The organism is Halopenitus malekzadehii, assembly GCF_900108505.1.
GTDB lineage: Archaea > Halobacteriota > Halobacteria > Halobacteriales > Haloferacaceae > Halopenitus > Halopenitus malekzadehii.
The window spans coordinates 1-14,074 of sequence record NZ_FNWU01000017.1; the positions used below are offsets into that span (position 1 = coordinate 1).

The following is a 14,074-nucleotide window of genomic DNA, read 5'->3' on the forward strand; positions in this document are numbered from 1 at the left end:
CATCCACCGTCTCGCGTGTGTCTGTAAGGAGTACGGCATCAGCCTCGAAGCCGAGTCGGAAGCGTGGACGAGTCAGACGTGTCCCGAGTGTGGCGACCACGAGAAGACGATTCGCCACGAGGATACGCTGACGTGTCCGTGCGGTTTCGAGGGACACGCCGACCTCACGGCGTCAGAGACGTTCCTTCGAGAAAACAGCGATTGCGAAATCAGGCCGATGGCACGGCCCGTGCGATTCGAGTGGGACGACCACGACTGGTCGGGGAAACCACACCCTCACGAAAGTCCCAAAGAAGTGCGCACAAACCCGCAAGTTGCCCCGTGGGTCGGTAGCTAAACCCCCAACGGAGGAATCCTCGCGCTTTAGCGCGGGGAGGATGTCAATCCGCGTCGGTGGTCGACGCGTTCGCCGCCGACCCGTTCGTTCCCCCGTCCGCCGGGATCGCGCCGGCCTCGCGCAGGCGGTCGATGTCGTCGTCCTCGTAGCCGTGCTCGCGCAACACGGCCGTGGTGTGTTCCCCGAGCAGCGGCGGGTGACGGCGATAGGTCGTCGGCGATCGGGAGAAGTGCATCGGCGATCCGGGCATCTCCACGGTGCCGGCGGTGGGATGCTCCATCTCGACCCGCATCCCGCGCGACTCGAGTTGCGGGTCCGCGAAGACCTCCGCCATATCCCGGACGTGGCTCGCGGGAACGTCGTGCTCGGCCAGGGCGTCGAGGGCGGTCTCGGTCGTCAGCTCGGCGAACGTGGCCTCGAGCTCGGCGTCGAGGGCTTCGCGGTGCTGTACGCGTTTCGCGTTCGTCTCGAAACGGTCGTCCGCGAGCAGGTCGGGTCGGTCCAGCGCCGCACAGAGGGGTGGCCAGAACGTATCCGACGAGCAGGCGACGACGACGTAGCCGTCGGCCGTCTCGAAGGCCCGATAGGGGACGATGTTCGGGTGTTTGCTCCCCATTCGGCGGGGCGACTCCCCGGATGCGAAGTAGTTCGTGGCCATATAGCTCATCCAGGCGGCCTGCCCGTCGAGCAGGCTGACGTCGATCTTCTGTCCGGCCTCCCCCTCGCCCAGCTCTCGGTCCAGCAGGGCGGCGAGGATCGCCTGCGTCGCGTACATCCCGGCACCGATGTCGGCGAGCGCGACGCCGACGCGGACCGGGGCGCCCCCCTCGACGCCGGTGATGCTCATCAGACCGCCGCGGGCCTGCATCATGATGTCGTAGGCCGGCTTGTCCCGGTCGGGGCCCCACTCGCCGTATCCCGAGATCCCGCAGTAGATGAGTCCCGGATTACCCTCGTGGAGGTCCTCGTACCCGAGGTCCCACCCGTCCATCGTGCCGACCCGGAAGTTCTCGACGACGACGTCGGCCTCCCGCGCGAGATCACGGAAGACGGCCTGTCCGGCCTCGGTCGAGAGGTTCAACTCGACCGAGCGCTTGTTCCGGTTGACGCTGGCGTAGTAGGCGCTCTCGCCGGGATCGTCCTCATCCCCACCGAAGGAAGGCGGGTGCCAACCGCGGGTCTGATCGCCCTCGCCCGGACGTTCGATCTTGATCACCTCGGCGCCGAGATCGCCGAGCTGCATCGTACAGAACGGTCCGACGAGGACGCGGGAGGCGTCGAGAACGGTTACGCCCGACAGCGGTCCGTCGGATCCCGACGGGGTTCGTGCTTCACCGACCATATGCGTTCATCCGGATCGGTTCGCGGGGTGGGAACTTGAAGCCATCCTCACGGGATGCGGTTGCGTACCGTCGACGGAACTCACAGCCCCTCCCGACCGCCCTGTGAGAGCAACACGACCATCGAGAGCCCCGAGATGAGAAGCAACAGCAGCGCCGGCACGGCGGCGTACTGGAAGTAGGCCGCCTCCTGGGCCCGCCAGATCTGGGTGACGATCGTCTCGAAGCCAGTCGGCCGGAGGATGAGCGTCACGGGGAGCTCCTTCATCGTGGTGAGAAAGACGAGCGCCGCGCCAGCGGTGACGCTCGGCGCGATCAGCCGGAGGGTGACTCGGCGGAAGGCCCCGCCGGGACTCTCCCCGAGCGTCCGAGCCGCCTCGACGATCGTCGGATCGACCTGAAGCACGCCCGACCGGAGCGTGCCGACCGCCTGCGGGGTGAACCGGATCACGTACGCGAAGACCAAAATCGGGATCGTCTGGTAGATGCGGGGTGCGTAGGGGATCTCGAGGGCCTCATACCCCGCGCCGAAGTAGACGAGCGCGAGGGCCAACACGATCCCCGGGACGGCGAACCCGACGTACGTCGCGCGCTCGGTGATCGTCGAGAGCGGCGACTCCTCGCGGGCCGCGAAGTAGGCGATCGGGAGGGCCGCCAGGACGGCGACGGCCGCCGCTGCAAGCGCGACCGTCGCGGAGTTGACCGCGAAGCTCCACTCGAAGGCCAACGAGGGGCGACCGGCGTCGGCCGCGAGCAGCCACCGTCCGAGGATCCAGATCGGGACCACGAGCGCGAGGACCACGACACCGACGGGCAACAGGAGGGACGGCCACCGCCAGCGTCCGAGAGGGACCGGCGCCCCACTGCGACCGCCGGTTCCGCCCTCGACCGATCGGTTCGACCGGATCCACTGTTCGAGCCCCAACACGATGAGAACCACCACGAGCAGCTGTAACGAGAGCATCGCCGCGTACTCCTGGCCGAAGGAGTTGTACTCGACGTAGATCTGTTGGGTAAAGACCTCGACGCGCATGATCGCCGGCGTGCCGAAATCGGAGATCGCGTACAGCGCCGCAAGCAGCGCGCCGGCCGCGGTCGCGGGCCGGATGTGTGGCAGCGTGACGCGGCGGAACGCCTCCCACCGCGTGTGGTCGAGGGTCCGGGCGGCCTCGATGAGGGTCGTATCGAGCGAGAGCAGCGCCGCGCGCGTGGTCAGGTAGACGTAGGGGTAGGTGTACAGCGTGATGAGGAGGACCGCGCCGTGCAGGCCGTATATCTCCGGGATGCGGTCGACCCCGAGCGGTGCGAGAAGGTCCCGAAACTCGCCGCGGGGACCGAACGCGGAGACGAACGAGAACGCGCCGACGTAGCTCGGTACGACCAGGGGGAGGGCGACGGCGACGGTCAAAAACCGGCGGAACGGCAGGTCCGTCCGGGTCGTGAGGTACGCGAGCGGGACGCCGATCAGGACCGACGACGCCGTGACGCCGGCCATCAGGAGGAGGCTGTTCACCAGTACCTCGACCGTTCCCCAGCTGAAAAGCAGCTCACGGGCACGGGTCGGGTCGACGGTGACGGTCTCGATCACGAGCCAACTCAACGGGAACACGAACGCCAGGGCGATCGCGACACACACGAGCGCAAGTCCGTACGTGGTCTCGATCGACCCGAGCCGCGAGCGGAGGTCGGCGAGGATCGGTCGGGCATCTCGCATAGCGGTTCGTATACGTAGCAAGTCGTTCCAACGAGTATAAGGATTAGGTTTGCCTAATCCGCCCATGGAGCTGACGAGACGCGACGCGCTCGCGGCCCTCGCGGCGATGGGGACCGGCGGGGCCGCGGTCACGGGCGTCGCCCACGTCCGCGACGGCGACGCCGGCGGGCCCGGAAACGATGATGACGGGCCCGGATCCGACGGGGAGACCTCGATGACGTCGGGTGATTCCGACGACTCGCTTCTTGCGGACCCCGCGATCGTCGAGGCGTTCGTGGCGGTGGCCGAGCCCGTCTATCCCGACGAGCTCTCGAGCATCGAGGAGTTCGTCGGGACGGTCATCGAGGGACGGCTGCGGGAGGCGCCGACCGCGGACGGGATCCGGGAGACGATGACGGAGCTCGACGAACTCGCCACGGAGTGGTACGGCGGGCGACTGCCCACGATCCCGGCCGCCGACCGCGATCGCCTGTTGCGGGAGGTCGGCGCGGACGTCGCCGGGGAGGTCCCCGACGGGACCCTCGCCGAGCGGGTCCGCTACCACGTCGTGAACGAGCTGCTGTTCGCGCTGTACGCCTCGCCGACCGGCGGGGAGCTCGTCGGCATCGAGAACCCGCAGGGACACCCCGGCGGGACCGAGAGCTATCGACGGGGGCCGACCCGATGATCGAATCCGCCGATCGGTCCGGGACGACCACCGATCGATCGGATCGGTCGGACATCGACCGGACGCCGGTCGTCGACGCCGACGTCTGCGTGATCGGGGCCGGGCCCGCGGGCGCGATCGTGAGCGACCGGCTCGCTGCCGCCGGGCACTCGGTCGTCGTTCTCGATGCGGGCCCGCGGTTCGACCCCGCCGACCGCATCGACCGCCAGGAACGGGCGATCCGTCCGTACTACGGCCGACCGGACGTCTGGGACGGCGACCCCGAGCGCGACGCCTACTCGAGCAGCGGCGACCGGGGCTACCCGCTCAACCACGCCCGCGTGAAGGGCGTCGGCGGGTCGACGCTCCACTGGCAGGGGATGGTGATGCGGCTCCACGAGGACGACTTCAACGCCGCCACCGAGCGCGGCGTCGGCGTCGACTGGCCGATCGACTACGCCGACCTCCGACCGTACTACGCGGCGGCCGAGCGGGAGCTCGGGGTGTCGGGGGCCAGCGACAATCCGTACGCCCCGCCGCGGGAGGAGCCGCATCCGATGCCCGCCTTTCCGCCGTCCTACAGCGACAGCCTGTTCGCCGAGGCCTGCGAGGAGCTCGGGATCGACATGCACTCGGTGCCGAACGCACGCAACTCGGAGGGCTACGACGACCGCAGCGCCTGCGTCGGCTACGGCACCTGCCAGCCCGTCTGCCCCTCCGGAGCGAAGTACGACGCGACCGTCCACGCCGACCGCGCAGAGGAGCGCGGCGCGACGGTCATCGACCGGGCGGCAGTGCAGCGGCTCGATCACGGGCCCGACGGCGAGCGGATCCAGTCGGCCGAGTACGTCACTCCCGACGGCGAGACCCATCGACAGGAAGCGGACGCCTTCGTCGTCGCCGCCGGCGGCGTGGAGACGCCCCGGCTGCTGCTCCTGTCGGAATCGGATCAGTATCCCGACGGGTTGGCGAACACAAGTGGGGCGGTCGGGAAGTTCTTTATGGACCACCTGTTCGCCGGCACCGGCGGCGTCCTCGACGAGCCGACCCGCCAGAACCACGTGGGCTTTCTGACGAGCGAGTGTCACGGGTTCTACGACGAGGCCGACGCCGAGACGGCGCCGTTCAAACTCGAGTTCTTCAACTACGCGGGCCCGTCGCCGGTCGAGATGGCGCTCTCCGGGGAGTCGTGGGGCGACGATCTCCTCGGGGACCTGCGTGACGCCTACGGCAACAACATCGCGATGGGGGCACTCGTCGGACAGCTCCCCGACGAGGGGAGCTACGTCGGCCTCGATCGCGACCGCACCGACGCCCACGGGAATCCCGTTCCGGAGATCCACTGGTCCGTCGACGACCGCGCGCTCGAAACGATCGACCGGGTGAACGCGATCCAGGAGTCGATCCTCGAGGAGCTGGGCGCGGAGATCACCTGGCAGGCCGACGCCGAAAGCACCGGTCCGGCCTATCACCATATGGGGACGACCCGGATGGGCGAGGATCCGACCGAGAGCGTCGTCGATCCCGATCTGCGGACCCACGATCTCCGGAACTGCTGGATCGTGGGCAGCAGCGTCTTCCCGACCGGCGGCGCGATGAATCCGACGCTGACGATCGCCGCGCTCGCGCTCCGGGCGGCCGAGACCATCGACGCGGCGCTCGACGGTCTGTGAGAACCCACCGGTCGTCGCATCTGTTTTAGGCGAACCTAAAAGATTAAATCCCCCCGGTTCCGATGGGGAGATAATGAGTCAGTCAATCGAGCCCCGAACCGGGGCCGAGACGGCCGACATCGACGGAGACGAGGAACCGGCCGACCGGGACGATCCGACCGCGACGACGGAACGAGTCGACGCGTCCACGGCGGATCCAGAGACATCGGGCGATACCGACGAGACACGATCGAACGCCAGGGACGCTAGCGGGACGGACGCCGGTCACTTCACGTTCGACGACCTGAGCGTGGTGATGGGAACCTACAACGAGGAGGCGGCCATCGCGACGGTGCTCGAGGACATCGAGCGCGTCACGAACGGGCGCGCGGAGGTCGTCTGCGTCGACGGCTCCTCGGACCGAACGCCCGAGATCGCTCGCGAACACGGGGCGACCGTGATCGAACAGGAGCCCCAGGGCTACGGCGTCGCCGTCGAGGCGGCGATCCGGGCGCCGGACCGGCCGGTCGTCGTCACCACCGACTGTGACGACACCTACCCGATGGAGCGGCTGCCCGCGTTCCTCGAGGCGATCAACGACGGCGCCGACGTGGTCAGCGGCGACCGCCTGTATCACGGCGCCGAGACGATGCCGGTGTTCAACCGGTTCGGCAACCACGCCTTCGCCGGGATCGCGAGCTTCCTTATGGGAACGCGCGTCCACGACACCACGACCGGGATGCGGGCCTACCGCCGCGAGGTGATCGAGTCGATCGAGTGGACCGAAAACACCGGCCTCTCGGCCGAGCTGTTGATCCGACCGCTCGTGCGCGGGTACGACGTGCAGGAGGTCCCGATCCCGTACGGCGAGCGCGCGGGCGAGACGAAACTCGACCCGATCGAGGGCGGCGCGGCGATCGCGAAGTCGATCGTGACGGTCTGTCTGGAGGAACGCCTCCGGCAGCTCTAGCGGGCCGCGCGATCGCTTCCCGAACACGTTCACGCCGTCGAGGATCGATCAGCCGCGCCACCGGCGATCGGTCCGTTCGAACAGCAAAGCCTAATGAGGTGGGTGCCAAACCGAGAGGTGATGCCCACAGTAGAATACCTTAACTACGAAGTGCTCGACGACCACGACTGGTCGATGGATGACGACGACCTCTTCGAGAAGGCCGCCGACGCCGGCCTCGACGACGAGGACTACGGTACGCTCGACGTCAACCAGGGCGAATACATCCTCGAAGCCGCCGAGGCGCAGGGGTATGACTGGCCGTTCTCCTGCCGCGCCGGCGCGTGTGCGAACTGTGCGTCCATCGTCAAGCAGGGCGAGATCGACATGGATATGCAGCAGATCCTCTCGGACGAGGAAGTCGAGGAGAAGGACGTCCGCCTGACCTGCATCGGCAGCCCGGCCGCCGACGAGGTCAAGATCGTCTACAACGCGAAACACCTCGACTACCTGCAGAACCGCGTCATTTAAATCGGCGTCCCGATCCGTACACGGACGCGACTCTTTCGAGGGCAGTGATGGGTCAGACTCGGTAGTTCTCGGGCCGAAATCATCACGAGATACGCGTCCCCGCCGATCGACGTGTGGGGCGACCGATCGACGCCGCCATCGCGCACGACCGATCGACGCCGCCATCGCGCACGACCGATCGACGTCGCCGTCGCGCACGACGATGTATATAGTCCCCACGACCGCTCCGTCTGGACGGGAATATGCATAATATATAAAATATAATAATCGGACGATCGTACAATGTCGGACACACCGATCGAGACGATCGATACGCTCCTCGAGAGCGTCGAGGCGGACGTCGACGACGAAGCCCTCGGGTTCAAACTCCGGACGGCCAGACAACTCCTGCTGGTGCTCCGCGAGCGGGAGACGGTCGGCCAGGAGGCGCTCGAACACGCCGATATCGACCCCGAAACCCGAGATCAGCTCCGGGAGTTGGGCTACCTGGAGTGACGCGATCGGCTCATCCGTGTCGGGAGACGTGATACACGATTCCCCAGACGAACGAGAGCCCGAGCATGATCACGACCGATCCCGCGAACTGGTCGGTCGCGGGCACGGCGATCCCCGTCGTCGACCGGATCGCCGCCATCGCGAGGACGCCGGCCTCGCCGAGCGGCGGCGCGACGCTCCAGAGGTACTTCGAGAACATCGTGCCGACGATGAGGGTGACGAACGCCGAGACGGCGTGTGATCCGCCGGTTTTCGCGGGCATACCCGACGGATCCCGGAGATCGGTCTTAACGGTTCGGACGTGTGTTTCAGCGGACAGGTTCGGACGCGATCACTCGGTATGGAACTCGAAGCGCGCGCCGCCGTCGGCGCCCGCACCGCAACGAACGTCCCAGCCGTGGGCCTCGGCGATCGTCTCCACGATCGCGAGCCCGTAGCCGGTCCCGTCGGGGTCACTCGAGTGCCCGGCCTCGAAGACCGCCTCCCGATCGCCCGCGGGGATCCCGGGGCCGTCGTCCGCGACCGCGAACCCGTCCGCGATCGTCTCGACGCGGACGGTCACGTCCGGACCCGCGTGTTCGACCGCGTTGTGGTACAGGTTCTCAAGCGCCTGCTGGAGGCGATTCGGGTCAGCCTCGACCGTCCGGTTAGCATCGACGACCAACTCCGCGTCGGAGGTCTCGACGAATCCCCACGCATCACGGGCGACGGCACCGAGATCCACCGGCTTCGTCTCGTCGATCCCCTCGCCCTCCCGCGCGAGCGTGAGGACGTCCCCGATCAGTCGGTCCATCCGCGAGAGCGCGTCCTCGATCCGGTCGAAATACTCGTCATCACCCGTTTCTCGGGCGAGCTCCAGATAGCCCGTGGCGACGTTCAGCGGGTTTCGGAGGTCGTGGGAGACGGTCCCAGCGAACTCCTCGAGCTGTGCACTCCGCCGTTCGAGCTCCTCGCGGTGGCGCTGGATCGTCTCCTCGCGGGCCGCCCGGTCGAGGGCGGCGGTCGTGGTCGACGCCAGGATGCGGGCGATGGTGACGTCGACGTCGTCGAAGGCGCGGCGCTGTCTCGCCGCGACGCTGAAGACCCCGTGGTCGCCCAGCGGGAGGAGAACCTCGCTGCGGACCGGCGTCTCGGTCGGATCGTAGATCCGCGGATACTCGTCGACGTCGTCGACCACACGTGGCGTCCCGCTCTCGAAGACCTCCCAGGAGATGCTCGGATCCGGGCCCGCGGAGTAGACGGGGTCCTCGCCGAACAGGTCCAGTGACGCCTCGGTGAGCGAGGCCGGAACGAGGGCGTCGCGGTCCGCGTCGTGGAGCCAGATCCCTGCGTGGGGCATATCGAACTCCTCGGCGACGGTCTCGACGACGCGGCCACAGACGTCCTCGCGCGTGTGGACGGTGAGCAACTCCTCGGTCACGCGATGGATCGTCTCGATCCGGTGCAACCGGCGGACACGCTGGGCGTCGTAGATCCCGACGAGGGTCCCGCCGAGCGCGCCGCCGGCGGCGACGGTGGCGAGCACGTACTGGGTCTCCCGGACCGAGCCGATGACGACGCCCTGGTCGAACACGACGAGGCTGGCGACCGCACCCATCGTCGCCGCGCCGCCGTAGGTCCACCACCAGACGCGGCGCGGGGGAATCCGGGCCGACGCCTGCAGACCCACCGCGACGACGACGACGGCGAGCGAGATCACGAGCGGGACGACGCCCCCGATGAACACGATCGGGGTGATCTCCTCGTGGCTGCGGACGTGTTGCAGGTGGACGACGGACAGGGTCACACCGAGCAGGACGAGCAACGGGGTGGCGAGACGGTCACCCGGCCGGAGGGTCCGAAAGCGATCGAGACGACCTGCGGGACCGTCGACGAGTGACCACGGGGAAATCATACCGATCCGATCGTGTATGTCTCGAAGCCGACATAGTTCTAGCGGCCATCCCGACATCGATCGTCCAGACGAAACCGAAATAGGGTACGTCAGAGGGTGAGTTCCCCGGCTACAACTCGAGTTCGATGGCGTCGGAAACCTCCAAGCGCAGCACCTCGGGCTCGCCCGCCAGCAGCTCGGGCAGCTGCTCGGCGAACGACTGGAAGTGTGCGGAGTCGACGTGCGCCTCGAAGGCCTCGGCGTTCTCGTACCGCTCGATGAACCGGAGCACCGTTTCGTCCTCGATGTCGATCGCGGCGTGGTAGTCGATCGCGCCGGGCTCGTCGGTGGTCTCCGCGACGAGGTCGGCGGCCAGTTCGAGCGCTCGCTCGCGCTCGTCCGGGTCGATCGGGAAGGTGGCGTGGATGACGATCATCGATGCGGACGCGGGTTCCGGCGGCGACGGGATATGTCCGGTGGTCCGGACGATCGAACCGGCCGCCTCGACCGGTCCGGCGATGGGTCGGGACCGATTCGGGAGCCGCCCCGAACACGTTCGCGAACAGCGACTCCCGGGCGGGGAGATAACCGATCGACGATGAGCGACTGCCGACTCTGTGGGCTCGAGACGCCGGATCCGCCGCTTTCGACTGCCGACGTCGACGGCGAGTTCTGCTGTCGGGGCTGTCTCGAGGTCGCCACCCGGCTCGACGATCTCGCGGATATCGAGGACCACGAGGACGTCCCGACCGGTCGGGAGGCGGCCGCGAACGCGGTCGACGACCAGGGCGCGGACGGGTCCACCGAGTCCGTTCCGGACGGCGCCGCCGTGACCTACCTGTCGGTCGACGGGATGCACTGTGCGACCTGCGAGTCCTTCCTCGCGTTGCGCGGGGATGACCCGGACGGCGTCCACGAGGTCCGTGCCAACTACGCCACCGGAACCGCCCGGGTAGTCTACGACCCGGACACGATCGGGGAGCGGGAGCTCCCGGCGGCGCTTTCGGGATACGGATACGTGCTTCGCCCGCGCGAGGACGGGGAACCGGCCGAGTCTGTCGAGGAAGCACCTCGCGATACGCACCGCGCGCGTGGCGACCGGGCCCCCGAGCGGATCGCCATCGGGGTCTTCCTCGCGATGCTGGTGATGCCCTGGTACGTTCTCGCGTTGTACCCCAGCTACCTCGGGGTCGAGACGACCGTACTCGCCATCGACACCACGACGCCGGCGGGCTACTACGTGCCGGCGGCGTTCATCGCCGTCGCGACCGCGGCCCTGCTCGCGACGACCGGCGCCCCGATCCTCCGGGGGGCGTACGTGAGCCTCCGCACGCGGCAGCCCAATATGGATCTCCTCGTCTCGGTCGCGGCGCTGTCGGCGTCCGCCTACAGCACCCTCGCGCTCGTGAGCGGGAGCACGCACCTCTATTACGACGTGAGCGTCGCGATCGTCCTCGTCGTCACGATCGGGCGCTACTACGAGGACCGGGTTCGGTCCCGAGCGACCGGCCTGCTCGAGCGGGCCACCGCCGACCGCGTGGCCGAGGCGGAACGACTCACCGATACGGGTCGAGAGTCGGTCCCGGTCGACGCGCTCGATCCCGGCGACCGGGTGGTGGTGCACGCCGGCGACCGCGTCCCGGTTGACGGCACCGTCGCCGAGGGGATCGCCGAGGTCGACGAGTCCGTGATCACCGGCGAGTCACTGCCGGTCCGCGTGGAACCCGGCGACGAGGTCGTCGGCGGGGCGACCGTCCTCGGCGGCGTCGAGGCGGAAGCGTCCTCGACGGAGGCTGCCGGCGATGGAACCACCGAGTCGATCGTCGTGACGGTCGGGCCGGAGGCACGGAGCACGGCCGACCGGCTGGCGGCCGCGCTCTGGGAGGTGCAGACGACGACGCCGGGCGTCCAGCGGTTCGCGAACGCGCTGGCCACCGTCTTCGTCCCGGTCGTCGTGACCCTCGGCGTCCTGGTGACCGGGTGGCGCCTGCTGGCGGGGGCCCCGGTCGAGGCCGCGCTGCTTGCGGGGTTGACCGTCCTCGTCGTCTCCTGCCCGTGCGCGATGGGGCTTGCGACGCCGCTCGCGATCGCGGGCGGGCTCCGGGACGCCCTCGAGCGCGGCGTGATCGTCACCGACGGATCGGTCCTCGAGACCGCACGGGACGCCGAGACGATCGTGTTCGACAAGACCGGGACGCTCACCGCCGGATCGATGCGGGTCCGGGACGTCCACGGCGACCCCGCAACCCTCGAGCGTGCCGCGACGATCGAACGACGCGCCGATCATCCCGTCGCCGAGGCGATACTGGAGGCGGCCGAGACGCCGGAGTCAACTGGGACGGCACCACACGCCACGGATGGCGGACGCGCAGTCGGTCGATCGGTCGAGAAACGCGCCGTCGACCGGTCCGTCGCGGCGTTTCACACGCATCCCGGCGCCGGCGTCTCGGGCCGGATCGAGGGATCCGACGGCGATCGGGTGGTCGTCGGAACGCCGTCGCTCGTCGAGCGCGAGTGCGGGGCCCTTCCGGCGACCCTGACGGAGCACGTCGCGGCGGCCGAGAACGCCGGCGCCCGACCGGTCGCGGTCGGCTGGGACGGGGACGCACGCGGGGTGATCGTGGTCGGCGACCGCGAACGGGCGGGGTGGACCGAGACGCTCGAGGCGTTCGCCGACCGGGAGGTGGTCGTCCTGACGGGCGATGCGGGCCCGCGCGCCGACCGGTTCCGCGACCACCCCGCCGTTGACGACGTCTTCGCCGGCGTCCCGCCGGACGGCAAGCTCGAAACGATCCGCCGGCTGTCCACACAGGGGACGACGGCGATGGTCGGCGACGGGACCAACGACGCGCCGGCGCTCGCGGCGGCCGACCTCGGCATCGCGATGGGCGACGGCACGGCCCGGGCGCTCGAGGCCGCGGACGTGGTCGTCACGGAGGAAGACCTGCGCGCGGTGGAAACGGTCTTCGACCTCGCGGCTGGGACCCGACGCCGCGTTCGCGAGAACGTCGCCTGGGCGCTCGGGTACAACGCGGTGGCCATCCCGCTTGCGGTCGTCGGGGCGCTCAACCCCCTCTTTGCCGCCTTAGCGATGGCGGCCAGCAGCGCGATCGTGGTGACGAACTCGACGCGGTCGGTGATCGCGGAGGATCCGACGGTCGAGGCGGACGAAGCGGTCGAGACGGACTGAGCGTTGAGGCGGACCGCGTTAAGGCGGGCTGAACGTTGAGTCGCCCGAAACGGCTGCGACCGCTACTCCTCGATCCTGACGGTCAACACCGGCACCGGGGACTGCTTGACGACGCGCTGGGAGACGCTCCCGACGATGTTTCGCTCGTAGTTGTCGCCGCTCGTCCCCATCACCACGAGGTCGATCCCGGCGTCCGCGACGTACTCGATGATCGCGGGCGAGGGATCGCCGACGTCGACCGCGGAAGTGGTCGGGATCCCTCGGTCGGCCGCCGCGTCGACAGCGGCGTCGACCGCAGTGCGCGCTTGCGCCTCGAGCTCGCGACGGACCTCGTCGACGCGGTCGTCGTCGAGGGTCAGGAAGGACCGGTCGTCGACGACGGACAGTACGTGCAGCGTCGCGTCTCGGGTTTCGGCCATGTCGAGGGCGTATTCGAGCACCGCGTCCGCCTGCTCGGTGCCGTCGGTGGGGAACAGGATGTGGTCGAACATCAACAGGAGAATCGACGCCGGTCGGGAACGTAAGCTTGCCGTAACTCGCTCGGCGTGCCCGGCGTGACCGGCGTGAGAACGGATGTGGACCGAACGAAGGCCGACCGTGGAACCAACCGAATGCCGACCGTGGACCGCGCCGATCCGACCGCCGGCGACTCAGACGGTCCGGATGAACCGGCGGAGGGTCTCGCCGTTCTCGTCGCGGAGTTCGATCTCGAACTGCAGTCCCGAGGGTCCCTCCGAGAGCGATTCGCGGGAGGCGGAGACCGCGTACGGCGGTTCGTCGCTCCGGTCGAGCACCTCCCCGCCGGAGATGATCACGACGTGATCGACGCCCTCGGCGTTCTCGAGCTCACAGTTGACGGTCTCGCTGCCGGTGTCGCAGACGAGATCCGCGGTCACGTCGCCGCCGTCGGTGCCGAGTCCGGTGGTGAAATCGAGCACCATCACGCCGGGCAACAGCATGCCAAGGATCACGACGACGAGCAGGAACGTCCCGAAGTTGATCTTCGAGCCGTGTTTGACGACCCGCCTGACGATCGGACGGCTGGCGGTCCGCCGGAGTCGGATGATGCTCGGCACGACGACCAGATGGGTGAACGGTCCCCACGCGATCACGACGAAGCCGTACGCGAGGATGTACCGCAGGATCGCGACGTCCGGCCAGTAGGCGTGCAGGACGTTTCCTCCCATCCACAGGAAGAACCCGAGGAAGACGAGCGCCCCGCTCTTCAACCACCGCCAGATCGGGGTGTTCGAGCAGTAGACGCTCAGGAGGGTTCGCCAGCCCCGGCGAACGATGCTGTCCGGTCGTATCGGGAGGGAGAGCCGTGAGGTGTCGGTCATTCGTCGT

At 68.6% G+C, this 14,074-nt stretch carries 15 protein-coding genes; 8 read left to right on the plus strand and 7 right to left on the minus strand.

Annotated features, from left to right (window positions below):
• On the plus strand, window positions 1-337 hold a 337-nt coding region (locus BLW38_RS13765; protein ID WP_143040901.1), incomplete at its 5' end, for a zinc ribbon domain-containing protein.
• A 43-nt stretch (window positions 338-380) separates the two neighbouring features.
• Here BLW38_RS13765 and BLW38_RS13770 read toward each other — a convergent pair.
• Together BLW38_RS13770 and BLW38_RS13775 are read right to left on the minus strand one after the other, a co-directional pair.
• Complete coding sequence (locus BLW38_RS13770) at window positions 381-1,679, minus strand: CaiB/BaiF CoA transferase family protein (protein WP_092817782.1); 1,299 nt, start codon at window positions 1,677-1,679, stop codon at window positions 381-383.
• An 80-nt stretch (window positions 1,680-1,759) separates the two neighbouring features.
• Complete coding sequence (locus tag BLW38_RS13775) at window positions 1,760-3,391, minus strand: ABC transporter permease (protein ID WP_092817783.1); 1,632 nt, start codon at window positions 3,389-3,391, stop codon at window positions 1,760-1,762.
• A gap of 64 nt (window positions 3,392-3,455) precedes the next feature.
• On the opposite strand from BLW38_RS13775, the gene BLW38_RS13780 reads away from it, so the two are divergent.
• The 5 genes from BLW38_RS13780 to BLW38_RS13800 all read left to right on the plus strand — a co-directional run bounded on the left by BLW38_RS13780 (window position 3,456) and on the right by BLW38_RS13800 (window position 7,664).
• Entirely contained in the window at window positions 3,456-4,058 is a 603-nt protein-coding gene (locus tag BLW38_RS13780; RefSeq protein WP_092817784.1) for a gluconate 2-dehydrogenase subunit 3 family protein, read from the plus strand.
• Window positions 4,055-5,710, plus strand: a complete 1,656-nt coding sequence (locus BLW38_RS13785; RefSeq protein ID WP_092817785.1) for a GMC family oxidoreductase — start codon at window positions 4,055-4,057, stop codon at window positions 5,708-5,710. Before BLW38_RS13780 ends, BLW38_RS13785 begins: the two co-directional genes overlap by 4 nt.
• Window positions 5,711-6,005: 295 nt before the next feature.
• Entirely contained in the window at window positions 6,006-6,659 is a 654-nt protein-coding gene (locus BLW38_RS13790; protein WP_092817808.1) for a dolichyl-phosphate hexose transferase, read from the plus strand.
• 120 nt (window positions 6,660-6,779) lie between these two features.
• Complete coding sequence (gene fer / locus BLW38_RS13795) at window positions 6,780-7,169, plus strand: ferredoxin Fer (RefSeq protein ID WP_092817786.1); 390 nt, start codon at window positions 6,780-6,782, stop codon at window positions 7,167-7,169.
• Window positions 7,170-7,451: 282 nt separating this feature from the next.
• Window positions 7,452-7,664, plus strand: coding sequence for a hypothetical protein (locus BLW38_RS13800; protein WP_092817787.1), 213 nt, complete (start codon window positions 7,452-7,454; stop codon window positions 7,662-7,664).
• 10 nt (window positions 7,665-7,674) lie between these two features.
• Here BLW38_RS13800 and BLW38_RS13805 read toward each other — a convergent pair whose 3' ends face one another.
• The 3 genes from BLW38_RS13805 to BLW38_RS13815 all read right to left on the minus strand — a co-directional run bounded on the left by BLW38_RS13805 (window position 7,675) and on the right by BLW38_RS13815 (window position 9,973).
• Window positions 7,675-7,926, minus strand: coding sequence for a hypothetical protein (locus BLW38_RS13805; RefSeq protein ID WP_092817788.1), 252 nt, complete (start codon window positions 7,924-7,926; stop codon window positions 7,675-7,677).
• Window positions 7,927-7,995: 69 nt separating this feature from the next.
• On the minus strand, window positions 7,996-9,450 hold the full coding sequence (locus BLW38_RS13810) for a GAF domain-containing sensor histidine kinase (protein ID WP_177167517.1): 1,455 nt from the start codon (window positions 9,448-9,450) through the stop codon (window positions 7,996-7,998).
• A 217-nt stretch (window positions 9,451-9,667) separates the two neighbouring features.
• Window positions 9,668-9,973 (minus strand): putative quinol monooxygenase, encoded by a 306-nt coding sequence (locus tag BLW38_RS13815; RefSeq protein WP_092817790.1) that lies wholly within the window; start codon window positions 9,971-9,973, stop codon window positions 9,668-9,670.
• Between BLW38_RS13815 and BLW38_RS16360 the strand changes: the two genes are divergently transcribed.
• Window positions 9,963-10,139: a hypothetical protein gene (locus tag BLW38_RS16360; RefSeq protein ID WP_177167518.1), complete on the plus strand. Its 177-nt coding sequence runs from the start codon at window positions 9,963-9,965 to the stop codon at window positions 10,137-10,139. The genes BLW38_RS13815 and BLW38_RS16360 overlap by 11 nt on opposite strands.
• Window positions 10,136-12,727 (plus strand): heavy metal translocating P-type ATPase, encoded by a 2,592-nt coding sequence (locus BLW38_RS13820; RefSeq protein ID WP_092817791.1) that lies wholly within the window; start codon window positions 10,136-10,138, stop codon window positions 12,725-12,727. The genes BLW38_RS16360 and BLW38_RS13820 overlap by 4 nt, the downstream gene beginning before the upstream one ends.
• Before the next feature lie 62 nt (window positions 12,728-12,789).
• Here BLW38_RS13820 and BLW38_RS13825 read toward each other — a convergent pair whose 3' ends face one another.
• Together BLW38_RS13825 and BLW38_RS13830 are read right to left on the minus strand one after the other, a co-directional pair.
• Window positions 12,790-13,218 carry a universal stress protein gene (locus tag BLW38_RS13825; RefSeq protein ID WP_092817792.1) on the minus strand — a complete coding sequence of 143 codons (429 nt, stop codon included), beginning with the start codon at window positions 13,216-13,218 and terminating at the stop codon, window positions 12,790-12,792.
• Between the two features lie 159 nt (window positions 13,219-13,377).
• The gene (locus tag BLW38_RS13830) at window positions 13,378-14,067 is read right to left on the minus strand and encodes a hypothetical protein (protein WP_092817793.1); all 690 of its coding nucleotides are present in this window, start codon (window positions 14,065-14,067) and stop codon (window positions 13,378-13,380) included.
• Between the last annotated feature and the right edge of the window lie 7 nt (window positions 14,068-14,074).

Coding starts and splice junctions, on each gene's coding strand:
- BLW38_RS13770 (WP_092817782.1), bottom strand. CDS start 1,679: ATGGTCGGTGAAGCACGAACCCCGTCGGGATCCGACGGACCGCTGTCG.
- BLW38_RS13775 (WP_092817783.1), bottom strand. CDS start 3,391: ATGCGAGATGCCCGACCGATCCTCGCCGACCTCCGCTCGCGGCTCGGG.
- BLW38_RS13780 (WP_092817784.1), top strand. CDS start 3,456: ATGGAGCTGACGAGACGCGACGCGCTCGCGGCCCTCGCGGCGATGGGG.
- BLW38_RS13785 (WP_092817785.1), top strand. CDS start 4,055: ATGATCGAATCCGCCGATCGGTCCGGGACGACCACCGATCGATCGGAT.
- BLW38_RS13790 (WP_092817808.1), top strand. CDS start 6,006: ATGGGAACCTACAACGAGGAGGCGGCCATCGCGACGGTGCTCGAGGAC.
- fer (WP_092817786.1), top strand. CDS start 6,780: ATGCCCACAGTAGAATACCTTAACTACGAAGTGCTCGACGACCACGAC.
- BLW38_RS13800 (WP_092817787.1), top strand. CDS start 7,452: ATGTCGGACACACCGATCGAGACGATCGATACGCTCCTCGAGAGCGTC.
- BLW38_RS13805 (WP_092817788.1), bottom strand. CDS start 7,926: ATGCCCGCGAAAACCGGCGGATCACACGCCGTCTCGGCGTTCGTCACC.
- BLW38_RS16360 (WP_177167518.1), top strand. CDS start 9,963: ATGACGATCATCGATGCGGACGCGGGTTCCGGCGGCGACGGGATATGT.
- BLW38_RS13815 (WP_092817790.1), bottom strand. CDS start 9,973: ATGATCGTCATCCACGCCACCTTCCCGATCGACCCGGACGAGCGCGAG.
- BLW38_RS13820 (WP_092817791.1), top strand. CDS start 10,136: ATGAGCGACTGCCGACTCTGTGGGCTCGAGACGCCGGATCCGCCGCTT.
- BLW38_RS13825 (WP_092817792.1), bottom strand. CDS start 13,218: ATGTTCGACCACATCCTGTTCCCCACCGACGGCACCGAGCAGGCGGAC.
- BLW38_RS13830 (WP_092817793.1), bottom strand. CDS start 14,067: ATGACCGACACCTCACGGCTCTCCCTCCCGATACGACCGGACAGCATC.